The sequence below is a fragment of the Azoarcus sp. KH32C genome, from assembly GCF_000349945.1.
Lineage (GTDB): Bacteria > Pseudomonadota > Gammaproteobacteria > Burkholderiales > Rhodocyclaceae > Aromatoleum.
Genome location: NC_020516.1, coordinates 2,763,968 through 2,788,076, shown reverse-complemented (window position 1 = coordinate 2,788,076; position 24,109 = coordinate 2,763,968). Strand labels below are relative to the sequence as shown.

Below are 24,109 nucleotides of genomic sequence, written 5' to 3'. Positions count from 1 at the left end.
AGTCACTCGTGTGTGACTGTCAACTAAAATAGTCACTGATTGAAAAGATGAGACAGGTGAGGTATTGTTTTTTTATGAGCCAAATCCCGTCTTCCGCCCCCGCATCGCGCGGCCCCGCCGACCACAATGTCCGAGACCAGATCGTGGAGGCGGCCGGCGAGCACTTCAGCCACTATGGCTACGAGAAGACCACGGTCTCCGACCTGGCCAAGGCGATCGGTTTTTCCAAGGCCTATATCTACAAGTTCTTCGATTCCAAGCAGGCGATCGGTGAGGCCATTTGCGCCAAAACCTTGAGCGCCATCGTCGCAGCGGTCGAAGAGGCGGTGGCGGGCGCAGCCACGCCCACGGAAAAATTCCGCCGAATGTTCAAGGCCTTGGTCTCGACGGGGGTGAGTCTGTTCTTCAACGATCGCAAGCTGTACGACATCGCCGCGTATTCCGCGGGCGAGGGGTGGCCGTCGGCCCGCGCCTACTGTGAGCGCATCCGGCAGATCCTGACGGAGATCGTCCGCGAAGGGCGGGAGAGCGGCGAGTTCGAGCGCAAGACGCCGCTGGACGAGACCGTGCATGCCATCGATCTGGTCATGCAGCCCTATGTGAATCCGCTCCTGCTCCAGTACAACCTCGATGCTGCCGAGGAGGCCCCGGCGCAGCTTTCCAATCTGGTGCTGCGCAGCCTGGCCCCTTAGCCGGTTCAAGAATTACGATAGTGACTATTGACACATATAGTCACTAGATGGAGTATGGAGGCCTTCGCATCCCCGGAGGTCGCCATGCTTCAGCGCCGTACTCTTCCCTTCCTCGCCGTCGTCGGTCTGTTGCCCTTAGCCCTGGCAGCATGCAGCGACGCCACTTCTTCAGTCGATCCGCGGACGCAGATTCCCCTGGTGCGCGTGGGGGCCATACAGGCCGCCGTCGAGGCCGAGCGTTCATTCACCGGCATCGTTGCGGCGCGGGTACAGAGCGACCTGGGTTTCCGCGTTCCCGGCAAAGTCCTGGAGCGCTTGGTCGATACCGGGCAGGCCGTCAAGCGCGGCCAACCGCTCATGCGCATCGATCCCACCGACTTGAGGCTCGCCACGCGCGCCCACGACGAGGCCGTTGCCGCTGCGACGGCGCGCGCGCACCAGACCGCCGAGGACGAGGCGAGATACCACGATCTTGTCTCGGCAGGTGCGGTGTCGGCCTCCGCCTACGACAAGATCAAGGCCGCCGCCGAGTCGGCACGGGCGGAGCTCAAGGCGGCCCAGGCCCAGGCCGACGTTGCGCGCAACGAAACCGGCTACACGGTCCTGCTCGCCGACGCGGACGGCGTGGTGGTGGAGACCCTGGCGGAACCGGGGCAGGTCGTCGGCGCCGGCCAGGTTGTCGTCCGCGTGGCGCATGCCGGACGCCGCGAAGCGGTCGTCGAGCTCCCCGAAACCTTGCGCCCGGCGATCGGTTCCGCGGCGCGCACGGCCTTGTATGGCGGCGGGCTGACGGGCGCCGCAAAACTGCGCCAGTTGTCGGATGCCGCCAACCCGCAGACGCGCACCTTCGAGGCGCGCTACGTGCTGGAGGGCCGCCTGGCGGACGCGCCGCTGGGCTCGACCATCTCGATCCACATCCCTCGGGACCGCTCCGTCCCGTCGTTGCAGGTACCGATCGGCGCGATCTTCGATCCGGGCAAAGGGCCCGGCGTATGGCTGGTCGAAGGGGAGGGGGTCGAGGGGCAGGGGCCGCGGGTCACCTGGCGCGCCGTGCAGGTGGCCGGCCTCAGTGACGACGCGGCCGCGGTCGTTGGCGGACTCAAGGCGGGTGATCGCGTGGTCGTGCTCGGCGCGCATCTGCTGCACGAAGGCGAGCCGGTGCGACTGGCTGACGGCGAAGCCGCGCCAAGCGTGGCGGCGGCCGGCGGAGAACGGCAACGAGCGCACGCCGGGCCGCCCCAAGTAAGCGCCCGCCCCCTCGGGGGGCAGCGAGCCGATGTTGCGAGCGTGGGGGTCGTCCAATGAGCGCCTTCAACCTCTCCGCCCTCGCCGTGCGCGAGCGCCCGGTCACCCTGTTCCTGATGCTGGCGATCTTCGTCGCCGGGGTCGTCGCCTTCCTGACGCTGGGCCGGGCGGAGGACCCCGCCTTTACCGTCAAGCAGATGACCGTGGTCACCGCCTGGCCCGGCGCCACGGCCAAGGAGATGGAAGAACTGGTCGCCGAGCCTCTGGAAAAGCGCATGCAGGAACTGCGCTGGTATGACCGGACCGAAACCTTCACCCGACCGGGCCTGGCCTTCACCACCGTGTACCTGCTCGACAGCACGCCGCCCCGCGACGTCCCCGACGAGTTCTATCAGGCGCGCAAGAAGCTCGGCGACGAGGCGCTCAGGCTGCCGCGGGGCGTCATCGGCCCGATGGTGAACGACGAATACGCCGACGTGACCTTTGCGCTCTATGCCTTGAAAGCGAAGGGTGAGCCGCACCGGCATCTGGTGCGCGACGCGGAGACCATGCGCCAGCGCCTGCTCCACGTGCCGGGGGTCAAGAAGGTGAACATCATCGGCGAGCAGGCCGAACGGATCTTCGTCGAGTTCTCCCATGAGCGCCTCGCGACCCTGGGCGTCTCGCCGCGCGACCTCTTCGCGGCACTGAACGGGCGCAACGTCATGACGCCCGCCGGCTCGATCGAAGCCAAGGGCCCGCAGGTCTTCATCCGGCTGGACGGCGCCATCGACGACCTGGAGGCGATCCGCAATACGCCCGTTGCGGCGCGGGGCCGTACGCTGAAACTCGGCGACATCGCCGAGGTGAAGCGGGGCTACGAGGACCCGGCCACCTTCCTCATCCGCAACAATGGCGAACCGGCCCTGCTGCTCGGCGTGGTCATGCGCGAGGGCTGGAACGGCCTCGATCTCGGCAAGGCGCTGGAGGCGGAAGCGGCGGCGATCAACGCCGAGATGCCGCTCGGCATGAGCCTGTCCAAAGTCACGGACCAGTCGGTCAATATCCACTCGGCCGTCAGCGAGTTCATGGTCAAATTCTTCGTCGCCCTCGGCGTGGTGATGCTGGTGGGCTTTCTCAGCATGGGATGGCGCGCCGGCATCGTGGTCTCGGCAGCGGTTCCCCTGACCCTGGCCGCGGTCTTCGTGGTCATGGCGGCGACCGGCAAGAACTTCGACCGGATCACGCTCGGCTCCCTGATTCTGGCCCTGGGGCTGCTGGTCGACGACGCGATCATCGCCATCGAGATGATGGTGGTGAAGATGGAGGAAGGCTACGACCGCATCCGCGCGGCGGCCTATGCCTGGAGCCACACCGCCGCGCCCATGCTCGCCGGGACCCTGGTGACGGCGATCGGCTTCATGCCGAACGGCTTCGCCAAGTCGACCGCCGGCGAGTACGCCGGCAATCTGTTCTGGATCGTCGGCATTGCGCTGATCGCGTCGTGGATCGTCGCCGTCGTGTTCACTCCCTACCTGGGGGTGAAGCTGCTCCCGAACTACCCGCAGCGCGAGGGCGCGCACGAGGCCCTCTACGCCACCCCGCACTACGAGCGCTTCCGCCGCCTGCTGGGTGGCGTGATCCGGCGCAAGTGGCTGGTCGCGGCGGGCGTGATCGCTGCCTTCGCCGTCGCGGTCCTGGGCATGGGCGTGGTCAACAAGCAGTTCTTTCCGACTTCCGATCGCCCCGAAGTGCTGGTCGAAGTCCAGATGCCGTATGGCACCTCGATCCAGCAGACGAGCGCGGCGGCCGCCAAGGTCGAGGCCTGGCTCGCCGGGCAGCCGGAAGCGAAGATCGTGACCGCCTACGTCGGGCAGGGCGCGCCGCGCTTCTACCTCGCCATGGCGCCGGAACTGCCCGATCCCTCGTTCGCGAAGATCGTCGTCCTGACGGACAACCAGGCCGCACGCGAGGCGCTCAAGCTCAGGCTACGGCAGGCGGTGGCCGACGGTCTGGCGCCGGAGGCGCGCGTGCGGGTGACCCAGTTGGTGTTCGGCCCGTACTCGCCGTTCCCCGTGGCTTTCCGTGTGATGGGGCCCGACCCCGACACGCTGCGCGCCATCGCCGCGGAAGTTCGCACCGTCATGCAGGCCTCGTCGCAGATGCGAACGGTCAATACCGACTGGGGCGAGCGCGTGCCGACGCTGCGCTTCTCGCTCGACCAGGACCGGCTGCAGAGCCTCGGCCTGAGCTCCAGCGACGTGGCCCAACAGCTTCAGTTCCTGTTGAGCGGCATCCCCATTACTGAGGTGCGCGAGGACATCCGTTCGGTGCAGGTCGCCGCCCGCTCGGCCGGAAACACGCGGCTCGATCCGGCCAGGATCGCCGATTTCACCCTGGTCGGCGCGGCCGGCCAGCGAATTCCGCTGTCGCAGGTCGGAACGGTGGATGTCCGCATGGAAGACCCCATACTGCGCCGCCGCGACCGCACTCCCACGATCACCGTGCGCGGCGACATCGCCGAGGGCTTGCAGCCGCCGGACGTATCCACCGCAGTATTCCGGGAGCTTCAGCCCATTATCGCCAGGCTGCCGGCCGGTTACCGGATCGAGGAGGGCGGTTCCATCGAGGAGTCCGGCAAGGCGAATCGCGCCTTGGCGCCGATCTTCCCCATCATGATCGCGCTGACGCTGATCACGATCATCTTCCAGGTGCGGTCGATCTCCGCGATGGCGATGGTGTTCGCCAGTGCGCCGCTGGGCTTGATCGGGGTCGTGCCCACGCTGCTTGCGTTCAACCAACCGTTCGGTATCAACGCGCTCGTCGGACTGATCGCGCTGTCCGGCATCCTGATGCGCAATACGCTCATCCTGATCGGTCAGATTCGCGACAACGAAAAGGAGGGATTGGCGCCCTTCGATGCCGCGGTCGAGGCCACCGTGCAGCGCGCCCGTCCAGTCATCCTGACCGCGCTCGCGGCTATCCTCGCGTTCATACCGCTCACCCAGTCGGTGTTCTGGGGAACGCTGGCCTATACCCTGATCGGCGGCACCTTCGCCGGGACGGTTCTGACGCTGGTGTTCCTGCCGGCCTTGTACGCGATCTGGTTCAGGATCAGGCCGGCGGCGAGGGACGGGCAAGCCGTTCCTGCGATGCGAACGGAACCTGTCACGGCCTAGCAGAAGGAATCCGGCACGCCGGCCCCGCAGCGGTTGCCGGCGTGCCGGCACTCACTATTGTTTGATTTGGCGCGATGGTGCACACGTATGCGGTCCAGTTTTCCAGATCAGTACTACTTTTACTTCACTCATCGTGAGGGTTCGGGTCGTGGCGCAAGCCTGGGCGCCTGCGGCTGTAAGTTTACATAATACCAATTATGGCGATTTTATTGCCATGAATGCCAAGGCGAGCAGGTGGGATACAACGAACGCCGAAACCTAGCAGTTGCTCAGGCGGCTAATGGCAATTTTTCGGCTTATCGGTATCTTGAGACTGCACCGCGACGACCAATCGTCTCACGCTCTCCGAAACCATCCCTTCCTCCAGATTCCCGTACCCCAACACAAGGCCGTTGCACGTCATCGGCGCTCTGGCATAGCTTTGCAGCGCCCGCACCCCGAGCCCTAACTTCGCTGCACGCTTCGCCACCTCAATATCTCGTATCTCGGGCGGCAACCACATCACCAGGTGCAACCCGGCTTCGCCGCCCGACAGTTCCACACGCGGCCCGAACGCTTCCCGCAGCGCCGCACGCAGTGCGGCCTGCCGCGCGGCGTAGCGTGCGCGCATGCGGCGCAGGTGGGCCGTGTAGTAGCCGCGTCGAATGAAGTCGCCGAGCGCGAGCTGTTCGATACCCTGCCCGGCCCGCGTCGCCTGCGCGGTAGCGCGGGCGAAGTCGGCGGCGATGGCCTGCGGCACGACGATGTAGCCGAGGCGCAGGCCAGGATAGAGCGTCTTGCTGAAGGTGCCGACATAGACCACCGGGGCATCCGCCTGCAGGCCGAATAGGGCGGGCGGCGCGGGGCCGGCGCGTCGGAATTCGCTGTCGTAGTCGTCCTCGATGATCCAGGCGCCAGACTGGCGTGCACGCTCGATGAGAGCGAGGCGTCGCGGCAGGGACATGACGCGGCCGGTCGGGTATTGGTGCGAAGGCGTGATCATGACGAGTCGCGGCGGGTGATGACGCCAATCGTCCTCGGAGGGAGACAGCCCCTCGGCGTCGACGGGCACGTCATGCACCTGTAGCCCGGCGAGGCCAAAGGCAACGCGGGCGGCGAGATAGCCGGGGTTTTCGGCCCAGACAGTGTCACCGTGATCGCCGAGCAGGCGGGCGCAGAGGTCCAGTGCGGCCTGCGTTCCGCTGGTGATGACGATTTGTGCCGCGTTTACCGCCAGGCCGCGCACGCTGGTGAGATGGCCCGCCAAGGCCTCCCGCAGTGCGGGCTCACCACCATGCGCCGCATACCCCAGCTGGCGCCAACCCGCATCGCGCCAGGCGCGCTCGAGGCACGCACGCCAACTCCGGAAAGGAAAGGCACCGAAGTCCGGCACTCCGGGAGAAAACGGCAGTGCCGCAGCTTCGCGCCCGGGTTCGGGTTGCAGCGCGGCCGTGGCACGGGTGGAGAGTCCTTGGAGCCCGGCTGGCACATCCGCCGTGGCCGATCGCGCCGCCGGCCGCGCTGGGAGTGATGCCACGCGCGTGCCCTGGCGGTCTGCCACCAGGCAGCCTTCGGCGACGAGTTGCTCATACGCGAACAGCACGGTGTTGCGGGCGATATTCAGTGAAGCGGCCAGCCCGCGGCTAGCGGGCAAGCGCGTACCGGACGCGAGACGGCCGGACAGGATGGCGTCGCGCAGACGGTGGTAGAGCACGCGCTGGCGCGGCAAGCGCTCCGGCAATGGCGAGGCGAGCAGCCAGTCGAGTTCCATCGTGGCTCCATGGTCGGTTGATTTTGTGGCACTAAGAAAGGTACCACCATCCCCGTAGGCTTGCGTCGTCCTTCCCTTCCGGAGCACTGCCCCATGCCCACTCCCGCCTCCCCCTCCTCCCGCACCCGCGTCCGCCGCCTTCCCGAACGCGCGCACTATGACACCGACTCGATCGCCGCCATCGTCGACGCGACGATGATCTGCACCGTGGCCTTCCAGATCGACGGTGCGGTGCACGCCATCCCGACCCTCCACTGGCGCGAAGGCGAGCATCTCTATATTCACGGGGCCAAGGCGTCGCGGATGCTCAAGGCGCTTACGCAGGGCGAGGCGTGCGTCACGATCGCGCTCGCTGACGGTCTGGTGCTGGCGCGCTCGGCCATGCACCACTCGATGAACTACCGCTCGGCGGTGATTTACGGTCGGTTCGAACTGGTGACTGACGATGACCACAAACGGCGCAGCTTGCGGACCTTCATCGACGGCCTCTACCCCGGACGGTGGGACTCACTGCGCCCGATCAACGACAAGGAGTTGAACGCGACGAGCTTGCTGCGGATTCCGCTCGCCGAGGCATCGGCCAAGGTGCGCGACTGCGGAGTAAAGGATGACGAGGAGGACCTGGGCTGGCCTGTGTGGGCCGGAGTGATTCCGCTGCACACAAGGCTCGGTACGCCGCAGACGGAAGACGACAGCGTGATGCGCGAGGTCCCGCCAACACGTTTCGGCTGCCCCGTGGACGACAATAGCTCAGGGGCTGCATAAGGACGGCGGCGGCAGTTCGCACTGCCGCCGTTCGAACTGTTCCTGGCGACCAGCGGCACCGGGCCGTGTCGCGCCTCACGCTACCCGACGGTATAGCCCCCATCGACCACGATTTCTTGTCCGTAAATATTCTTGGCCGCGTCCGAGGCCAGAAAAACGGAAGTCTCCGCAATGTCTTCCGGTTGACCGAAAGCACCCGGCAAGAGCCGCGAAGTAATCTTTTCGGCAACCGTACCGAGTACTTCGGGCGGCAGCCCGACCGTTCCCCAGAGCGGTGTCCCGATCGGTCCCGGTGCGATCGAATTGACTCTAATGCCTTGTGGCGCAAGCTCCGCGGCCAAGGTCTGGGAAAGGGACTTCAGCGCGGCCTTGCTCGCACTGTAAATGGCCAAGCCGGGAAAGCCGACCTGGGTAAGGAAAGTGGTGATGAACTGAATCGATCCGCCCTTGCGAATATGGGGGACGAACAGGCGGGCGGTTTCCGCGGCCGCAAAGAAATTGACGGAAAACTGGGTATTGAAGGCTTCGGCGGTGCTGGCCTCGAACGACACGACCCGTGCAATACCTGCATTCGGAATGACGATATCCACGGCGCCAAATGCCTGGATGGATTCCTCAACAAGATGCTTCAGGTCTTCGGATCGGGTGACGTCGCCAGCCACGGCCTTTACCTGCCCGGGATAAGCCGCTTCCAGTTCCTGCAAGGCAGCAAGATTGCGGGCGAACGCGACCACCTTGGCACCTTCTCCGGCAAATTTCTCGACAATCGACTTGCCGATTCCGCTACTGGCGCCAGTGACCACGGCAACCTTGCCATCCAGCTTCTTCACCATGCTTTGCTCCCAAGATCGTCCCGGGGCCCGGGAATACGATCAAGAATGGTGGAGACGCAAATTGTTCTCATTGATTACCATCAAGAAGACACGCGCCGGAAGGACGGAGAACTACGCAGACGCGTTTTGCGACTGACGCGGGACTAGTGCCCCGGCACGTCGAACAGCCGCAGCACATCTTCGAAGGCCCGCGCGCTACCCTTGAGGTCGTAGCGGGCGAACAGCTTTTCCTGCCTTGCACGCAGCGCTGGCGGAAGCCCCTGCAGGATCACCTCGCGCTCCTGCTCGATCTCCCGTCGCATCCGCTCGGTGACGAGGAAGAAAGAGATCGGCATGAACAATCCGTCCTGCCGATGCAGATGGAAACGCGGATTGGCGGGAAGGATGTGCTCGGCGAGGTGGCTCTTCATGGCCGCGAGGTCCTGGAAAGTTCTTTAATTTTATAACGCTTTTCCGCGACGGTCGCGGTGATCTATGTCAACGGCCTGAACCGTTACTTCTTGAGCGGAGGCCGGATAGTACGACTTTCCCGATTTAATTGCTCGCCTGCGAATCGCGAAAATCCTCCGCGCGCAGACCGTATCGGGCGAGCTTGTCGTACAGGGTCTTGCGGGGAATCTTCAGCAATTCGGAGGCCCGGGCGACATTCCCCTGGCTTGCCTTCAGGGCGCTCCGGATGAAGCCCCGTTCGGCCTGCTCCAGTTGGCTCACCAATCCCGGCGGACCGCCGTCCTCGCCCTCTTGCGCAGACAGGCCGTCCGACAGGCCGAGGCAGATGCGTTCGGCGGTGTTCTTCAGTTCCCGTACGTTGCCCGGCCAGTCGTGCGCCTGCCAGCGCAGGACGTCCGCCGCGCCCCAGGTCGGCGTCGGCAGCTTGAAGCGCTGTGCGGCTTCGCCCAGGAAGTGCGCCATCAGCAGCGGGATGTCTTCCTTGCGTTCCCGGAGCGGCGGCAGTTGCAGTACGGCGACGTTTAGGCGGTAATACAGGTCCGCGCGAAAACGCCCCTGCTCCGCCAGCACCTTCAGGTCGTCCTTCGTCGCCGCGATGATGCGGCAATCGACCTCCACCGGCACGTTGCCGCCGAGGCGCTCGACGCGGTGATCCTGCAGCACGCGCAGCAGCTTCGCTTGCAGCGCAAGCGGCATGCTTTCGATCTCATCGAGGAAGAGCGTCCCGCCGTGCGCATGCTCGATCTTGCCGATGCGCCGTTTGGTCGCGCCGGTAAAAGCGCCGGCCTCATAGCCGAACATTTCGGACTCGAACACGCTTTCCGGCAGGCCGCCGCAGTTGATCGCGACGAAAGGTCCGGTGCGTCCGCTCGCCGCATGCAGCGCGTGCGCGACGACTTCCTTGCCGGCGCCAGTTTCGCCATGCAGCAGCACATCGACGGCGGTCGGCCCGAGCGCGCCGACGAGTCGGCGCAGGTTCTGGACCGCCGGACATTCGCCGATGATGGTCGCCCCCGCATGGCGTGCGAGCTCCTCGGTCAGGCGGCTGACTTCGCGCGTCAGGCGGCGCTTTTCGAGTGCGCGCCGGACGACTTCGACGAGGCGTTCGGGCGGAAAGGGTTTCTCGATGAAATCGTAGGCGCCGGCACGCATCGCCTGCACGGCCATCGTGATGTCGCCGTGCCCCGTGATCAGGATGACCGGGATGCCGGGATCGGTGCGCAGCAGCCGCGCCATAAACGCCAGGCCGTCCATTTCCGGCAGGCGCACATCGCACACGACCGCGTCCGGCAGCTCATCGGCAAGCGCCGCCAGCGCGGACTCTGCGTCGCCGAACGCACGCGCGCCGAAGCCCGCCAGCCGCAGCGACTGGCTGCTCGCGTGGCGCACGGCGGGATCGTCTTCGATGAGCCAGAGCGTCTGGTCGGCAGTCATGGGGTGGCGTCTTTGAGCAGGATTTCGAAGCGGGCACCGGGGCCCGCATTCTCGGCACGCAACGTTCCGCCGAGCCGTTCGATGATCGCACGCGAGATCGTCAGGCCCAAGCCCAGGCCCTCGCCGGTCGGCTTGGTCGTATAGAAGGGCTCGAAAAGGTGCGCGAGCGTGTCCGCCGAAAAGCCGGGGCCGTAGTCGCGGATCACGAGACGCACGACGCCGGCGTCGGCCGTCGCCGCAATTTCGAGTCGAAGGTCGCCGCCCCCGCCCTCCTCCATCATCGCCTGCAAGCCGTTGCGGATCAGGTTGACGGGACTTGTTCGAGGCGGACGGCATCCGCGAGCACCTGCAGCTCGGGCGGCTGGATCGACACATCGATCTTGACGGGTGTCCTGGCCGTCACGGCGGAAAGCAGCATCAGCGCATTGTCGACCGCCGCCCCGAGGCGCACCGGAACGAGCTCCAGCGGGGATTTTCGGGCGAAGGACTTCAGCGGTCCGACGATGCGGCCCATGCGGCCGACGAGTTCATTGATCGCCTGCAGATTGGCGCGGACTTCGTCGTTCTCGCCCATCTCGAGCAGCGTCACACCGTTGCCGGCGAGCATCTGCAGGGCCGACAGGGGCTGGTTGAGTTCATGGGATACGCCTGCCGCGAGCTGGCCGAGCACGGCGAGCTTGCCGGCCTGGACGGCGTCGTCGGTCGTCTTGCGCAGGATCGCCTCGGTCCGTTCCAGGTCGTCGACCTTGTCGTGCAGTTGCTGGTTGGCGGTCGACAGCTGCGCCGTGCGATCCTCGATGCGCCGTTCGAGGTCTTCCGAGACCCGCTTCAGCGCCTCGGCGGCCTCGCGACGGTCGCGGCGCGATTTCTGCCGCAAGCGGCCATAGACGAAGAGCGATACCAGGAAAGCCGCCGCGAAGCCCGCGCCGACGCTGCCGAGGACGGCCGTCTCGCGGACCTCGCGCAGATCCGAGAACAGCATCAGCCCCCAGCCGGGCCCGCCGATCCGATAGGACTGGGCGAGCCACTTGCCCCGCCCTTCGGGAAACTTGGCGCCGTCGACGACGACGCCTTCGGGCAGCACGTCGAGCGCCTCGGCGGCGAGCGGACGGATCTCGACTTCCGGATACTGGCGCGCGGCGACGACGCGCCCGCGCACCTCGTCCGACAGCGGCTTCAGCGCACGGTATTTCCAGGATTCGGTGGTGCTGAGCACGACCACGCCGTTCTCGTCGACGAGCGCCACGCGCTCCCCGCTCTCGACCCAGCCGCGTTCGACGCCGCCGAGGCTGAAGGTGATCGCCGCGACGCCAATGATGCGGTCGCCGTCGCGCACGGGGCGCGAGCGGAAGCAGCCCGGTACCCGCGTCGTCATGCCGATGCTGTAGAAGAGCCCCGCTCCGCCGGCCATCGCCTGGCGAAAATAGGGACGGTATTCGTAGTTCTCGCCGATCAGCCTTTGCTGGCTGCTCGCCACTGCGGTGCCGGTGGTGTCGAGCAGGTAGAACTGGGTGACTTCGGTCCCCGCCTGCGCCTGCTTGAGGAGTTCGTTCACCGCCGGGACGAGCGCCGGGTCCTTGTCGCGCAGCAAGCGGATCGCGTCCCGGTGCAGGCCGATCATGAAGGGCAGATGTTCGTACTTGTCGAGGATGCTCTCGAGGCTGCGCGCGAACAGCACGAGGCGCTGATGGCCGGCATCGTGCAGGCGCGCGAGCTGCCACTCCCACACGGCACGGTAGCCGAGCCAGGCCGCGAGCGCACAGGCGGCGGCGACGAGCAGCAGGTTGAGCGCACGCCTGACGCGCCTCGTCCTCACCACCGTACCCGCCGTTTCATGTGCATGCGCTCTCCGCGCCCTCAGTCCTGGTCGATGCGTGACGTCGCCTTCGTGTCCTTCATCGTCAGCGAAACGATCAGCGACAGCGCCGCGCACGCGCTGACATAGTAATAGAACCACGGCTCATGGCCGATGCTCTTCAGCCACAGGGCGAGGTACTCGGCCGTACCCCCGAAGACCGACACCGTGACCGCAAACGGGAAGCCGACGCCGAGCGCACGGATGTGCACCGGGAAGAGCTCGGCCTTGAAGATCGCGTTGATCGACGTGTAGCCGGTCGTGATCACCAGCGCGAGGATGTACCAGCCGAGCGCGCTGCCCATGCTCTGCGGGACTGACAGCGCGGTGAGCAGGGGCACGGTGAAGAGCGTCGCGCAGGCGCCGAACGCGATCAGCATCGCGCGGCGGCCGATGAAGTCCGACAGCAATCCGACCAGGGGCTGCAGCAGCATGAACACAAGGAGCGCGATCGACGAGATCATCGTCGCGTCGTCCTTCGTGAAACCGGTCGTGTTCACAAGGTACTTCTGCATGTAGGTCGTGAAGGTGTAGAAGGACACCGTGCCGCCCGCGGTGAGCGCGACGACCGTGAACACCTCGCGCGGATGCTTGGCGAGTTCGCGCACGTTGCTCTTGCGCTTCGCCGCCGCGCCCTGCTCGTTGAACGCTTCGGTCTCGGCCATGTTCCGGCGCAGCCAGATCGCCCCGGCGGCGATGCCCGAACCGATCAGGAAGGGGATGCGCCAACCCCACTCGTGGAGCTCCTGCTGCGTCAGCACGAACTTCTGCAGCACGAGCAGCAGGCCGAGCGCGAGGAGCTGGCCCATGATGATCGTGACGTACTGGAAGCTCGAATAGAAGCCGCGCCGGCTGGGCGTCGCGATCTCGCTCAGATAGGTCGCGGAGCTGCCGTATTCGCCGCCGAGGCTGATCCCCTGCAGCAGGCGCGCGACGAGCAGCAACGCCGGCGCCCCGTAGCCGATCGCGTCGTAGCCCGGGATGAAGGCGATCATCAGCGAGCCGACGCACATCAGCATCACCGACAGCATCAGCGCCTCGCGCCGCCCCTTGCGGTCCGCGTAGGTGCCGAGCACCCAGCCGCCCAGCGGGCGCACGAGAAAGCCGATCGCGAAGACCGCCGCGGTGTTCATCAGCTGCGCGGTCTGGTCGCCGGACGGGAAGAACTTCGGGGCGAAGTACAGCGCGAAGGCAGCGTAGACGTACCAGTCGAAGTATTCGACGAGATTGCCGACCGAGCCGCTGAAGATCGAGCGCAGACGCGCTGCGGGCGACAACTGCGCCGTCTGTCGGCGGATTTCCCCGGGAAGGCCGGCGGCAGCCCCGGCGGGAAGGGTCAGTTCATTCACACTCATTGTCGTCTCCTGGTTGTTGTTACGCCCTTTTGCGCGTGAGATTGACAACGCAACCCGCATGCCAATCTTATCTCCTTGATTTCACGGTGTTTGTCCAAACCAAGTGTGCGACCCGCCAGAATCGGTCAAAAACATTGTGCGAAAAATCAGAATCGTCAGAAATTCCCTCGAGCATTCCTAATCAATTGTTATTTAATGCCATAGACATCATGCGAAACATGTAGAGCCGGTCTATGACGAATTCCGAATGCGGCAGTCCCGGATAAGCAGCATCGGCGCGGATCTATACGGACTGTGCCATTTGCCGCATACACCACCCGGACCGCATGCTACATAGACAGCTGATCGTCATTGTGCGGCGCGTGAACCAACGAACGAGAGTTGTGATCCATGGGTGATAACAATATCGACGTCATCGACGTATCCCGTCTGCGAATCGGCCATTTCGTCTACATCGATCTGAGCTGGATTTCGCATCCGTTCCCGCTGAACAGTTTCAAGATCCATTCGCAGGAACAGATCGACGCGATCCGCACCCTCGGCATCGACCGCATCCGGTACTCGCCGGAACGAAGCGATCCCGAGCCGGCAGCCGCGGGCTCGACGGGAGTGCCGCAAACACACGATTCGACAACTGACCGGCCGCATGACAATACGACAGCGCAGTCGGACGCCGATCACGCCCGTCGTGCAATCCTCGCCGACCAGAACGCCGGCCTGAAAGCCTGCGAACGCGAATTCACGAGCGCCATCCGGGAATACCGGGCACTCGTCGAATCGCTGCGCACGAAGCCCACGGCGGCTTTCACAACGGCAACGAATCTCGTGACGAACATGTCGGCACACCTGATCGGCGCGGGAGAAGTCTGCATCCGGCTGCTGTCGGAAAAGGTCGGAGAGCGTGCGTCGCACGAGATCAACGTGACGGTGATTTCGCTGCTTCTCGGCAACACCTGCGGGCTGGACAAGCCAGCTCTGCATGAACTCGGCCTGGGCGCCCTGCTGCACGACATCGGCAAGATCGATCTTCCGGATCGGCTGCGCTATGCAAGCGACAACCGGTCCCCCGCTGAGGAGAAGATCTACCAGCAGCACGTGCCCTACGGTATCGCGCTCGGACGCAACATGGCGCTGCCACCCGGAGCGCTGACCGTGATCGCGCAGCATCACGAAAACGCCGACGGCAGCGGCTATCCGAAGAAGCTCCGGAACGCAGCGCTGTCGCCAGCTGCGCGCATCGTTGCGCTGGCCGACTACTACGACACGCTCTGCAACCCGGCCAACCCCGTGCTCGCGATGACGCCGCACGAAGCGCTGTCGCGCATCTTCACGCTGCGCAACGCCCGCTTCGACGAATCGACCGTCAATACCTTCATCCGGATGATGGGCGTGTATCCGCCGGGCTCGGTCGTGCACCTCAGCGACGATCGATACGCCCTCGTGATATCGGTCAACGCCCAACGCCCGCTGAAGCCACGCGTGGTCATCCACGAACCCAACGTGCCCCGCGAAGAGGCGCTGGTCGTGGATCTCGCCGATTGTCCAGACATCGGCCTCCGCCGCAGCCTGCGCCCGCTGCAGCTCCCGCGCGCCGCCTATGACTACCTGTCGCCGCGTACGCGCATCTGTTACTTCTTCGAGCGCGGACGCGGGACGGGCGACGACGGAGGCGCGCAATGATCAGCCTCGACGCGTTGGCCCCCTTGCTCGACGGATTGCTCGAATCCGTGCTGGTCGTCGACGGCAGCGACTTGCGCATCGTCTGCGCAAACGGCAGCGCGTGCGCTCTCCTCGGGGTCCCGCACTCTGGCCTGATCGGCCGTCCCATTCGGGAGATCGCCGCAACCCCGGAAGACATGTTCTTCTGGGAAGAAGTCCGACACGGGCTCAGTCACGAAATCCACTCCGAGACAATCCTGCGACGCGACGACGGAACGATCCTCAACATCGACCGCCGGGTGACCCGGGTCGCGGTCGAAGATGCGCGCGCGGTGTACCTCGTCGGCATCAATGACTGCAGCGAACAGCGCCGCGTCGAAGACGAACTTGAAAGGATCGTTGCCGAACTGCGCGCGACCATCGAGTCCACGGCCGACGGGATTCTCGTCGTCGATCTCGCCAGGGGCATCCGCAGCTACAACCATCGCTTCGCCGAACTGTGGGATATCCCGCGGGACTTGATGACGAGACGCGACGACGAGGCGACCTACGCCTGGCTCGAACAATCCGTCATCGATCCGGAGCAGTATGCTCGCAGGCTGGACCAGCTGACCGACCATCCCTTGCTCGAAGACACCGAGGTGATCGTGCTGCATTCGGGCAAGGTCCTCGAACGCGTTTCGCTGCCGCAGTACGCCCGCGGGCGCCCGGTCGGGCGGGTCTTCTCGTTTCGCGACATTACGCAGAGCCTCGCCGACAAGTCGCGCCTCCAGCTCGCCGCCAAGGTTTTCTCGGCGAGCCTCGACGCGATCCTGATCATCGACAGCGAACAACGCGTGGTCGCGGCCAATGCGAAGTCGCTGGAGTCGAGCGGCTGCGACGAAGGCGAGCTGATCGGGCAGCGCACCGACTCATTGCTGTTCAAGCCCGAGGACGACAATTTCGTGCCCGAGATCCTGCGCCGCGTCGAAAGCGACGGATTCTGGGAGGGCGAACTCACGTACCGGCGCAAGGACGGATTGAGCATTCCCGGCCTCGCCTCCTTCGTCCGCGCTCTTGACGACGAGGGCAAACCCCCACAGTACGTGCTCTTCTTCAAGGACCTGACCGACAAGCTCGCTGCCAAGAAGCGCATCGAGGAGCTGGCGTATTCGGACACGCTCACCGGATTGCCGAATCGCGTGCAGCTGAACGAGCGGATCGAGTTCGCGCTGAACTGGTCGGCGCGCGAACAGCGCCACTTCGCGGTACTCTTCATCGACCTCGACCGCTTCAAGCAGATCAACGACTCGCTCGGCCACATCTTCGGCGACCGGGTGCTCGTCGAGGTCGCCAAGCGGATCAAGGAATGCATCCGCCAGTGCGACACCGCGGCGCGGCTCGGTGGCGACGAATTCCTGCTGTTGCTGCAGGACGTCGACCAGCGGGGGGCCGAAACGACGGCGCGGCGCATCCTCGCGGCGCTGACGCGCTCCTTCGTGCTCGACGACATGACGCTGACCGTGACCTGCAGTATCGGCGTCGCGCTCTATCCGGGCGATGGGCTGAGCGCAGACGACCTGATCAAGAACGCCGACACGGCGATGTACAACGCCAAGGAACGCGGCCGCGCCGGCTTCCGCTTCTACCAGCGTCAGATGAACCTCAACCTGCTCGCACGGATGAAGCTCGACCAGGCCTTGCGTGAGGCCTTCGAGCACCAGCGCTTCCGCCTAAAGTACCAGCCGCAGATCAACCTCGCGACGGGAAGCGTCATCGGCGTCGAAGCGCTGCTGCGCTGGACCGACCCCGAGATGGGCGAGGTTCCGCCAGGCCGATTCATTCCGCAGGCGGAGGAAAACGGCTTGATCATCCGCCTCGGCGACTGGGTGTTGAACCAGGCGGTCAACCAGGCGGTCGCATGGCAGAAGAAGGACATCGACCTGATCGTCGCCGTGAACGTCTCGGCGCTGCAGTTCCAGAATCCGGACTTCATCCGCTCGGTGTCCACCGTGCTCCGCCGGAGCGGACTGCCGCCGCGCCAGCTCGAACTCGAACTGACCGAATCGATCCTGATCCAGGACGCCGACGAGGCGCTGCTCCGCCTGCAGGCGCTCGCGGAACTCGGAGTCAGGCTCTCGATCGACGATTTCGGCACCGGCTACTCCAGCCTCACCTATCTCAAGCGCTTTCCGATCCACAAGCTCAAGATCGACCGCTCCTTCGTCCAAGGCCTGCCGAACGACGAAAGCGACACGGCGATCACCACGGCAATCATCAGCATCGGCCGCACGCTCAAGCTCGGCGTCATCGCGGAGGGTGTCGAGACCGAATCGCAGCGCGAGTTCCTGGCGGTTTCGGGATGCGACCAGTTCCAGGGTTTCCTATGCTCGCCGGCGGTGGCGCCCGAGGAGATCGAAGTCCTCGCCAGTGAACTCGGCACGCACCGCCGGCCAGGCAAGCTCGCTCGGATGGTCGCAATGCACCCGGAACAGGCAATCGATTAGAATCCGCCCCTTCCCTGCCCTGGCCGCACACCATGCCGCTCGTTATCTGCTCCATCGACCACAAGGTCGCCACGCTCACCCTCGATCATTCGGCCAAGCGCAACTGCCTTTCCGAAACACTGGTCGACGAATTGCTCGCAGGACTGGATGCCTGTCGCGAAGCGCAGATCCGTTGCGTGGTCCTGCGCGCGCAACCCGGGACCGCCGTCTGGTCCGCGGGCCATGACGTGTCCGAACTGCCGGAAGGCGGCCGCGACCCCCTTGGGTGGAAGGACCCGCTGCGCAAACTCGTGCGCGAGATCGAAGCGTTTCCCGCGCCGGTGATCGCGATGATCGAAGGCAGCGTCTGGGGCGGCGCGTGCGAGACGGTGTTCGCCTGCGACCTGATCGTCGCCACGCCAGAATCGACCTTCGCCGCCACGCCAGCCCGCCACGGCGTGCCCTACAACGTCAGCGGTCTGCTGACCTTTTTCAACGCGGCGCATGCCCGCATCGCCAACGAGATGCTGTTTACGGCCCAACCGATTCCGGCGATGCGGCTCGAACGGATGGGCATCATCAACCACGTCGTGGCGGCGGACGATCTCGAGGAAATTCACCTATGCCACCGCGCGGACGATCGCCAGGAACGCGCCGCTCTCGATCTCGGTGATGAAAGAGCAGCTACGCATCCTCGCCGGCGCACATTCGATGTCGCCGCACGACTTCGAGCGCATCCAGGGGCTGCGCCGCGTCGTCTACGACAGCCGCGACTACGCGGAGGGGATCCGGGCGTTCAAGGAAAAGCGCAAACCGGAATTCACCGGGGAGTAAGGATCACAGGTGGCGCTTGTACCCGATATCGGTTAGGTCTTACCAGGGCCGTGGTATCCTGAATTGCATCCCGCCGGACTGTCCGCTTCAAGGAGCTGGAGCGGTTATTGGTGCTGCCACTATGAAACACCCACTGTTCGAAAGCCTCGGAGACCACTATCCGATCCATCTCGAGGAGCGCTTCGACCGCATCCTCACGAAGATCGAGCAACTGTGGGACAGGCCCGAGATCCACGATTACTTCAGCGATCTCCTGATCGACAAGCGCGGTGGGCGTCAGGGCTTCCCGCCAGATGTCCTCAACGACATCATCCGGCTGCGCGAATTTCGGGAGCTGGAAACCTTCCGCCAGGCCGAGCGCAAGGAGCAGGCAATCGCCGAACTGAACGATCGCGGCATCATCATCGATCGCACCAGTTTCATCCGGGCACTGCACGAGGGCGATCGCGAGGTGATCGATCTCTTCGTCCGTGCCGGATTCAACATCCATTTCTCCGACGAACAAGGCACGCCGCCGCTGCTCTTCGCACTCAAGAACGGCTACACGGTGATCGCGAAGATCCTCGTCGATGCGGGGGCGGACCCCAACGCCAAGGACAGGCTCGGGCTCACGCCGCTTCTCGTCGCATGCGGCAAGCCGACGAGCGGCTACCGAGCTATCGCCGAGGCGCTGATCCAACGCGGCGCGTTCGTCAACGTGCGCGACCGCCTGGGCAATACGCCCTTGCTCCTGTCGCTGTCGGGCGGTGTCATGGATGTTGCCTGGCTGCTCATCGAACATGGTGCCGACGTTACCGCGATCACCCGCAAGGGCGAGACAGCGCTCACGCTGGCGCAGAACGCCTCCGACCCTGAAGCGGCCGGAGTAATCGAGGCGATCACCGCCAAAGGCGTGAAGCGCTAGCGAAGCCGGGAGTATCGGCCGGAACGCGACGGCGAATGCGCGGTCAATAAGGCTTGGTTGCCATCCGCTTGGTTGCCATTCGAATAGCCAGCCGTCTTTCAGGAGGTTAGCAAGATGAACACTCCGACCGCCCTCAAGCGCGAGCTCGAACTCGTCCGCGTCATCGATGCCCCGCCGTCTAAACTCTTCAAGGCCTGGACCGATCCGGATTTGCTGAAGCAATGGTTCGCGCCGAAGCCGTGGACCGTGTCGCACGTCGAAACGGACGTGCGGCCGGGTGGCGCCAGCCTGATCGTCATGCGCAGTCCCGAGGGGCAGGACTTTCCGAACCGCGGCGTCTATCTGGAAGTCGTGGAAAACGAAAGGCTGGTGTTCACCGACGCCTACACCAGCGCCTGGGAACCCTCCGATAAGGCTTTCATGACCGTCATCCTGACTTTCGAGGATCTCGGTGGAAAGACCCGCTACCACGTCCAGGTAAAGCACTGGAGCGAGGAAGACCGCGAGGAGCACGAGGAAATGGGATTCCACGAGGGCTGGGGGCAGTGCGCCGATCAGCTCGCGGTACTGGTCGCTCAACTCTGATCGAGCTGCTCCTTGTTCGTAACCAGGAGGCCACGATGCGCATCGCCCTCGTGTCCGACATTCACGGCAATCTGCCCGCCCTGGAAGCGGTCGTCGCAGACGTCCGACGGCGCGGCGTCGATCGGATTGTCAACCTCGGAGACAACGTTTCCGGTCCCCTGCTCCCACGTGAAACCGCCGAGTTCCTGATGAACGAAGGATGGCTGAGCCTTGCAGGAAACCACGATCGTCAGGTGCTCGAGTGGGGGCAGGAATCGCCCGACGCAGGCGACCGCTACGCCCACGGCTGTCTGACCGAGCGCGAGTTCGCCTGGCTCCGCTCACTGCCCTCGTCTTGCCGGCTCGCGGACGACATCTTGCTGTGCCACGGCACTCCAACGAGCGACTGCAACTATTTCCTTGAATCGGTGGATTCAAGCGGGATGCACATTGCGAGCGCTAAAGAGATCGCCGAACGACTGGGCGCCGAAGCCGCGCGACTGGTGGCGTGCGGGCATACCCACACGCCCAGGACGGTGCGCACGGCGACCGGGCAGCTCATCGTCAATCCGGGCAGCGTCGGCTTGCCGGCCTATGACGACGATATGCCGTACCGGCATTACGCCGAAACCGGCTCCCCGGACGCCCGCTACGCCGTGGTTGAACGAGTCGACGGCAGATGGATGGCGCAACTGATCGCCGTCCCCTATGATTTCGAGCCGATGGCTTGTCTAGCCGGCCGCAATGGACGGCCGGAGTGGGAACGTGCACTGAGCACGGGCTACGCGCGATGACGGAATCGAGGGAGGCTCGACAATGAAGGTTCGTGAAGCCCGAATAGAAGACGTCGACGCAATCTGCCGGTTGCTGGCGCTGCTGTTCGAACAGGAGGCGGAATTCACGCCCGATTACGCACGACAGGCTGCCGGCATCACCGCGATCCTGCGCGATCCGCAGGTGGGACGCTTCGTCGTCCTCGAGGACGACGAAGGGGACATCCTCGGCGCCGTGAGCCTGCTCTTCGTGCCATCGACCGCGCTCGGTGGAAGGGCTGCCCTGCTCGAAGACCTCGTCATCCTGCCGAGCCGGCGAGGTGCCGGTGCGGGATCGCTGCTGATGGCCGAAACCGTCGCACTGGCCCGCGCGCTCGACTGTCTGCGGGTCACCGTACTGACCGACAGCGACAATCTTCGGGCACAGGGGCTGTATCACAAATTCGGCTTCCGCCGCTCCGGCATGCTGCCGATGCGGCTCGTATTCTAATCAGAACAGGAAGGGCTGCCTGCCGACTGGCGCGCTCTGCCCGACCGCCTCGGCCGGGAATACCTTGCCCTGTCGCGGCCTGATCCAGACCGTCCGGCCAGCGGGCAATTCGAGGTTCGCCGCCCGCTCCCGCGTCAGCTCGACTTCGATGATCTCGGCCTCGTGTTCGAGTTCGACGCGCACGAGCGGGCCGATCCGATGCACGTGGCGCACGACGGCCTGCATCCCGCCAGGGAGCGGTGACAATTCGAGATCGATGTCGTGTGGTCTCACGAACGCGATCGACGCGCTGCCGGCGCCCTCCTCTTCGCGCTCGACCTCCGCCCAACAACCGTGCTGCCGGCTGTGGAAGACGTTCACGTTGCCGAGGAATTGATAGACGAAGGGCGAAGCCGGCGTGGAATAGACCTCGTCGGGCGAGCCGATCTGCTCGATGCGGCCTCGGTTCATCACCACCACGCGATCGGCCACTTCCAGCGCTTCTTCCTGATCGTGGGTCACGAACACAGAGGAGATGTGCATCTCGTCGTGCAGGCGACGCAACCAGCGGCGCAGTTCCTTTCGCACCTTGGTGTCGAGCGCGCCGAAGGGTTCGTCGAGCAGCAGCACCTTGGGCTCGACCGCCAGCGCCCGGGCCAGCGCGATCCGCTGCCGTTGTCCGCCCGAAAGCTGGGAGGGATAGCGATTGGCGAGCCAGTCGAGCTGCACGAGCTTGAGCAGGCCCATCACGCGCTCGCGGATCTCCTCGTCGGACGGCCGCTCCTTGCGCGAGCGCACGCGCAGCCCGAAGGCCACGTTCTCGAACACGGACATGTGGCGGAACAATGCGTAGTGCTGGAAGACGAAGCCAACGTTCCGGTCGCGCACGTGCATGTGCGTCGCCTCCTCGCCGCCGAACAGCACCTGTCCGCTGTCGGGCGTTTCCATGCCGGCGATGATCCGCAGCAGCGTCGTCTTGCCGCATCCCGACGGCCCCAGCAGGGCGACGAGCTCACCGGTGGGAATGTCGAGCGAGATGTCGTCGAGCGCGACGAAGTTTCCGAAGCGCTTGTTGATATTGCGTATTTCGATGCTCATGAGTGTTCCGTGGCCGCAGCAGCAGGGGTATCGATGCGTTCAGGAGGCAGATCGGCGTTGAGCGCTTCGGTCTCGCGCCGCATGCGCCATTCGACGACGGTCTTGGCGACGAGTGTCACCAGCCCGAGCAAGGCGAGCACCGACGCGGCAGCGAAAGCGCCGATCTGGTTGTATTCGTTGTAAAGGATCTCCACGTGCAGTGGCAGCGTATTGGTCTCTCCCCGCACGTGGCCGGAGACCACGCTGACGGCGCCGAACTCGCCCATCGCCCGTGCGTTCGCGAGAATCACTCCGTACATCAGGCCCCACTTGATGTTGGGCAGTGTCACTCGGAAGAACATCTGCCACCCCGACGCCCCCAGCGACACGCCAGCCTCTTCCTCCTCGCGGCCCTGGGCCTGCATCAGCGGGATCAGTTCGCGCGCGACGAAGGGAAAGGTGACGAAGAGCGTCGCGAGCGCCATCCCGGGCACCGCGAAAATGATCTTGATCTCGTGCGCAGCGAGCCACGCGCCGAAGTAACCGTTCGCGCCGAACAGAATGATGAACATCAGGCCGGCCACCACGGGCGAAACGGCGAACGGCAGGTCGATCAGCGTGATCAGCAGGCTCTTGCCGCGGAACTCGAACTTGGCGATTGCCCAGGCGGCGGCGACGCCGAACGCGATGTTGAACGGCAAGGCAAGCGCGGCAAGGGCCAGCGTCAGCGCCATCGCCGAGCGCGCCTCACTGTCGCGCAGCGCATCCCAATAGGCCGCGGCGCCCTGCGCGAAGGCCTCCCAGAAAACGGCGGCAAGCGGCAGCACAAGGAAGAAGAACAGGAAGGCGAGCGCGATCGCGATGAGCAGCCGGCGCACCCAGGCCGGTTCGACGGTGGCGCGACGGGCGGTCATAACTGCGCCTCCAGACGGGCGCCGGGCGCGAGCGCCTCAGGCGGTAGCTCATCGGTAGCCGCATGCCGACGATTCGCCGTCCACCATTGCAGGAAATTGATCAGCAGAAGCATTACGAACGAAATCACGAGCATGACCACCGCGAGCGTCGTCGCCCCCGGCAGGTCGTACTGTTCGAGCTTGGAAATGATCAGCAAGGGCGTGATCTCGGAAATGAGCGGCATGTTGCCAGCGATGAAGATCACCGAGCCAAATTCGCCGATCGCACGAGAGAACGCAAGCGTGAATCCGGTCAGCCATGCGGGGAAGATCCCCGGCAGCAGGACGCGGACGAAGGTCTGCAAGCGCGTTGCGCCGAGCGAGGCCGCGGCCTCCTCCACTTCGGCCTCGATATCCTCGATTACGGGCTGCACGGTCCGCACGACAAATGGCAGGGTCACGAAGACCAGCGCAACGACGATGCCGAGCGGAGTAAAGGCGACCTTCACGCCGAAACGGTCAAGATATTGGCCGACCCACCCCGTCGGGGCATACAGCGTCGCAAGCGTGATGCCTGCCACCGCGGTCGGCAACGCAAAGGGCAGGTCCACCAGCGCATCGACGAAACGCTTCCCCGGGAAGGGATAACGGACCAACACCCATGCGACGATCAGACCGAACACGGCATTGATCGCAGCGGCCAGAAAGGATGCTCCGAACGTGACGCGGTAGGAGGCAAGGGCCCGGTCGGTGGTCGCAATCGACCAGAAATCGGCCCACGACAATTTGCCGCTCGTCAGGATCATGCCGGCGAGCGGAATCAGCACCAGCAGCGACAGGTAAGTCAGCGTATAGCCGAGGCCGAGGCGGAAGCCGGGCAGGACTCCGTCCGGTTTGGCAGCAGCAGGAAACATGGCGGGGAAATCGGCGGATG

21 protein-coding genes are annotated in these 24,109 nt (G+C 64.9%); 11 read left to right on the top strand and 10 right to left on the bottom strand.

What is annotated here, in order from left to right; all coding sequences use genetic code 11:
* The first annotated feature begins 74 nt into the window (after positions 1–74).
* The 3 genes from AZKH_RS12190 (at position 75) to AZKH_RS12180 (ending at position 5,095) form a co-directional block, all read left to right on the top strand.
* A complete protein-coding gene (locus tag AZKH_RS12190; protein WP_015436077.1) occupies positions 75–692 on the top strand; it encodes a TetR/AcrR family transcriptional regulator in 618 nt (205 codons plus the stop codon).
* A gap of 84 nt (positions 693–776) precedes the next feature.
* Complete coding sequence (locus AZKH_RS12185; protein WP_083903167.1) at positions 777–1,997, top strand: efflux RND transporter periplasmic adaptor subunit; 1,221 nt, start codon at positions 777–779, stop codon at positions 1,995–1,997.
* Positions 1,994–5,095: an efflux RND transporter permease subunit gene (locus AZKH_RS12180; protein ID WP_015436075.1), complete on the top strand. Its 3,102-nt coding sequence runs from the start codon at positions 1,994–1,996 to the stop codon at positions 5,093–5,095. The genes AZKH_RS12185 and AZKH_RS12180 overlap by 4 nt, the downstream gene beginning before the upstream one ends.
* 277 nt (positions 5,096–5,372) lie before the next feature.
* Here the strand turns inward: AZKH_RS12180 and AZKH_RS12175 are convergent, their stop codons facing one another.
* Positions 5,373–6,845: a PLP-dependent aminotransferase family protein gene (locus AZKH_RS12175; protein ID WP_015436074.1), complete on the bottom strand. Its 1,473-nt coding sequence runs from the start codon at positions 6,843–6,845 to the stop codon at positions 5,373–5,375.
* A 93-nt stretch (positions 6,846–6,938) separates the two neighbouring features.
* Between AZKH_RS12175 and AZKH_RS12170 the strand changes: the two genes are divergently transcribed.
* Positions 6,939–7,610 (top strand): pyridoxamine 5'-phosphate oxidase family protein, encoded by a 672-nt coding sequence (locus tag AZKH_RS12170; RefSeq protein ID WP_015436073.1) that lies wholly within the window; start codon positions 6,939–6,941, stop codon positions 7,608–7,610.
* 80 nt (positions 7,611–7,690) lie between these two features.
* On the opposite strand, the gene AZKH_RS12165 is transcribed toward AZKH_RS12170, so the two are convergent.
* The 6 genes from AZKH_RS12165 to AZKH_RS12145 form a co-directional block, all read right to left on the bottom strand.
* Complete coding sequence (locus AZKH_RS12165) at positions 7,691–8,443, bottom strand: SDR family NAD(P)-dependent oxidoreductase (protein WP_015436072.1); 753 nt, start codon at positions 8,441–8,443, stop codon at positions 7,691–7,693.
* Between the two features lie 143 nt (positions 8,444–8,586).
* Positions 8,587–8,853: a hypothetical protein gene (locus AZKH_RS12160; RefSeq protein WP_015436071.1), complete on the bottom strand. Its 267-nt coding sequence runs from the start codon at positions 8,851–8,853 to the stop codon at positions 8,587–8,589.
* A gap of 124 nt (positions 8,854–8,977) precedes the next feature.
* The gene (locus tag AZKH_RS12155) at positions 8,978–10,327 is read right to left on the bottom strand and encodes a sigma-54 dependent transcriptional regulator (RefSeq protein ID WP_015436070.1); all 1,350 of its coding nucleotides are present in this window, start codon (positions 10,325–10,327) and stop codon (positions 8,978–8,980) included.
* Positions 10,324–10,608: a sensor histidine kinase gene (locus tag AZKH_RS26910; protein WP_015436069.1), complete on the bottom strand. Its 285-nt coding sequence runs from the start codon at positions 10,606–10,608 to the stop codon at positions 10,324–10,326. The genes AZKH_RS12155 and AZKH_RS26910 overlap by 4 nt, the downstream gene beginning before the upstream one ends.
* Before the next feature lie 20 nt (positions 10,609–10,628).
* On the bottom strand, positions 10,629–12,143 hold the full coding sequence (locus tag AZKH_RS12150; RefSeq protein ID WP_156822097.1) for a cache domain-containing protein: 1,515 nt from the start codon (positions 12,141–12,143) through the stop codon (positions 10,629–10,631).
* A gap of 41 nt (positions 12,144–12,184) precedes the next feature.
* The gene (locus tag AZKH_RS12145; protein ID WP_015436067.1) at positions 12,185–13,537 is read right to left on the bottom strand and encodes an MFS transporter; all 1,353 of its coding nucleotides are present in this window, start codon (positions 13,535–13,537) and stop codon (positions 12,185–12,187) included.
* A 390-nt stretch (positions 13,538–13,927) separates the two neighbouring features.
* Here AZKH_RS12145 and AZKH_RS12140 point away from each other — a divergent pair, with 390 nt between their 5' ends.
* From AZKH_RS12140 to AZKH_RS12110, 7 genes are all read left to right on the top strand, one after another.
* Positions 13,928–15,217: an HD-GYP domain-containing protein gene (locus AZKH_RS12140; RefSeq protein ID WP_015436066.1), complete on the top strand. Its 1,290-nt coding sequence runs from the start codon at positions 13,928–13,930 to the stop codon at positions 15,215–15,217.
* Complete coding sequence (locus AZKH_RS12135; protein ID WP_015436065.1) at positions 15,214–17,682, top strand: bifunctional diguanylate cyclase/phosphodiesterase; 2,469 nt, start codon at positions 15,214–15,216, stop codon at positions 17,680–17,682. Before AZKH_RS12140 ends, AZKH_RS12135 begins: the two co-directional genes overlap by 4 nt.
* Before the next feature lie 32 nt (positions 17,683–17,714).
* Positions 17,715–18,557: a methylmalonyl-CoA decarboxylase gene (gene scpB, locus AZKH_RS12130; RefSeq protein WP_015436064.1), complete on the top strand. Its 843-nt coding sequence runs from the start codon at positions 17,715–17,717 to the stop codon at positions 18,555–18,557.
* A 59-nt stretch (positions 18,558–18,616) separates the two neighbouring features.
* Complete coding sequence (locus tag AZKH_RS12125) at positions 18,617–19,399, top strand: ankyrin repeat domain-containing protein (protein ID WP_015436063.1); 783 nt, start codon at positions 18,617–18,619, stop codon at positions 19,397–19,399.
* A gap of 114 nt (positions 19,400–19,513) precedes the next feature.
* A complete protein-coding gene (locus tag AZKH_RS12120) occupies positions 19,514–19,984 on the top strand; it encodes an SRPBCC family protein (protein WP_015436062.1) in 471 nt (156 codons plus the stop codon).
* 35 nt (positions 19,985–20,019) lie between these two features.
* The gene (locus tag AZKH_RS12115) at positions 20,020–20,757 is read left to right on the top strand and encodes a metallophosphoesterase (RefSeq protein WP_015436061.1); all 738 of its coding nucleotides are present in this window, start codon (positions 20,020–20,022) and stop codon (positions 20,755–20,757) included.
* 22 nt (positions 20,758–20,779) lie between these two features.
* The gene (locus AZKH_RS12110; protein WP_015436060.1) at positions 20,780–21,226 is read left to right on the top strand and encodes a GNAT family N-acetyltransferase; all 447 of its coding nucleotides are present in this window, start codon (positions 20,780–20,782) and stop codon (positions 21,224–21,226) included.
* Here AZKH_RS12110 and AZKH_RS12105 read toward each other — a convergent pair whose 3' ends face one another.
* The 3 genes from AZKH_RS12105 to cysT are packed head-to-tail and all read right to left on the bottom strand — an operon-like array spanning position 21,227 to position 24,089.
* Positions 21,227–22,303 (bottom strand): sulfate/molybdate ABC transporter ATP-binding protein, encoded by a 1,077-nt coding sequence (locus AZKH_RS12105; RefSeq protein WP_015436059.1) that lies wholly within the window; start codon positions 22,301–22,303, stop codon positions 21,227–21,229.
* Positions 22,300–23,196: a sulfate ABC transporter permease subunit CysW gene (cysW, locus tag AZKH_RS12100; protein WP_015436058.1), complete on the bottom strand. Its 897-nt coding sequence runs from the start codon at positions 23,194–23,196 to the stop codon at positions 22,300–22,302. The genes AZKH_RS12105 and cysW overlap by 4 nt, the downstream gene beginning before the upstream one ends.
* Entirely contained in the window at positions 23,193–24,089 is an 897-nt protein-coding gene (gene cysT / locus AZKH_RS12095) for a sulfate ABC transporter permease subunit CysT (protein WP_015436057.1), read from the bottom strand. Before cysT ends, cysW begins: the two co-directional genes overlap by 4 nt.
* Positions 24,090–24,109: the final 20 nt, after the last annotated feature.

What these genes read in the sequence shown, in the direction of transcription:
- AZKH_RS26910 (WP_015436069.1), bottom strand. Translation starts at nt 10,608, where the DNA reads ATGATGGAGGAGGGCGGGGGCGGCGACCTTCGACTCGAAATTGCGGCG.
- AZKH_RS12110 (WP_015436060.1), top strand. Translation starts at nt 20,780, where the DNA reads ATGAAGGTTCGTGAAGCCCGAATAGAAGACGTCGACGCAATCTGCCGG.
- AZKH_RS12105 (WP_015436059.1), bottom strand. Translation starts at nt 22,303, where the DNA reads ATGAGCATCGAAATACGCAATATCAACAAGCGCTTCGGAAACTTCGTC.
- AZKH_RS12145 (WP_015436067.1), bottom strand. Translation starts at nt 13,537, where the DNA reads ATGAGTGTGAATGAACTGACCCTTCCCGCCGGGGCTGCCGCCGGCCTT.
- AZKH_RS12185 (WP_083903167.1), top strand. Translation starts at nt 777, where the DNA reads ATGCTTCAGCGCCGTACTCTTCCCTTCCTCGCCGTCGTCGGTCTGTTG.
- AZKH_RS12125 (WP_015436063.1), top strand. Translation starts at nt 18,617, where the DNA reads ATGAAACACCCACTGTTCGAAAGCCTCGGAGACCACTATCCGATCCAT.
- AZKH_RS12165 (WP_015436072.1), bottom strand. Translation starts at nt 8,443, where the DNA reads ATGGTGAAGAAGCTGGATGGCAAGGTTGCCGTGGTCACTGGCGCCAGT.
- AZKH_RS12180 (WP_015436075.1), top strand. Translation starts at nt 1,994, where the DNA reads ATGAGCGCCTTCAACCTCTCCGCCCTCGCCGTGCGCGAGCGCCCGGTC.
- AZKH_RS12115 (WP_015436061.1), top strand. Translation starts at nt 20,020, where the DNA reads ATGCGCATCGCCCTCGTGTCCGACATTCACGGCAATCTGCCCGCCCTG.
- cysW (WP_015436058.1), bottom strand. Translation starts at nt 23,196, where the DNA reads ATGACCGCCCGTCGCGCCACCGTCGAACCGGCCTGGGTGCGCCGGCTG.
- scpB (WP_015436064.1), top strand. Translation starts at nt 17,715, where the DNA reads ATGCCGCTCGTTATCTGCTCCATCGACCACAAGGTCGCCACGCTCACC.
- AZKH_RS12190 (WP_015436077.1), top strand. Translation starts at nt 75, where the DNA reads ATGAGCCAAATCCCGTCTTCCGCCCCCGCATCGCGCGGCCCCGCCGAC.
- AZKH_RS12175 (WP_015436074.1), bottom strand. Translation starts at nt 6,845, where the DNA reads ATGGAACTCGACTGGCTGCTCGCCTCGCCATTGCCGGAGCGCTTGCCG.
- AZKH_RS12135 (WP_015436065.1), top strand. Translation starts at nt 15,214, where the DNA reads ATGATCAGCCTCGACGCGTTGGCCCCCTTGCTCGACGGATTGCTCGAA.
- AZKH_RS12155 (WP_015436070.1), bottom strand. Translation starts at nt 10,327, where the DNA reads ATGACTGCCGACCAGACGCTCTGGCTCATCGAAGACGATCCCGCCGTG.
- cysT (WP_015436057.1), bottom strand. Translation starts at nt 24,089, where the DNA reads ATGTTTCCTGCTGCTGCCAAACCGGACGGAGTCCTGCCCGGCTTCCGC.
- AZKH_RS12140 (WP_015436066.1), top strand. Translation starts at nt 13,928, where the DNA reads ATGGGTGATAACAATATCGACGTCATCGACGTATCCCGTCTGCGAATC.
- AZKH_RS12120 (WP_015436062.1), top strand. Translation starts at nt 19,514, where the DNA reads ATGAACACTCCGACCGCCCTCAAGCGCGAGCTCGAACTCGTCCGCGTC.
- AZKH_RS12160 (WP_015436071.1), bottom strand. Translation starts at nt 8,853, where the DNA reads ATGAAGAGCCACCTCGCCGAGCACATCCTTCCCGCCAATCCGCGTTTC.
- AZKH_RS12170 (WP_015436073.1), top strand. Translation starts at nt 6,939, where the DNA reads ATGCCCACTCCCGCCTCCCCCTCCTCCCGCACCCGCGTCCGCCGCCTT.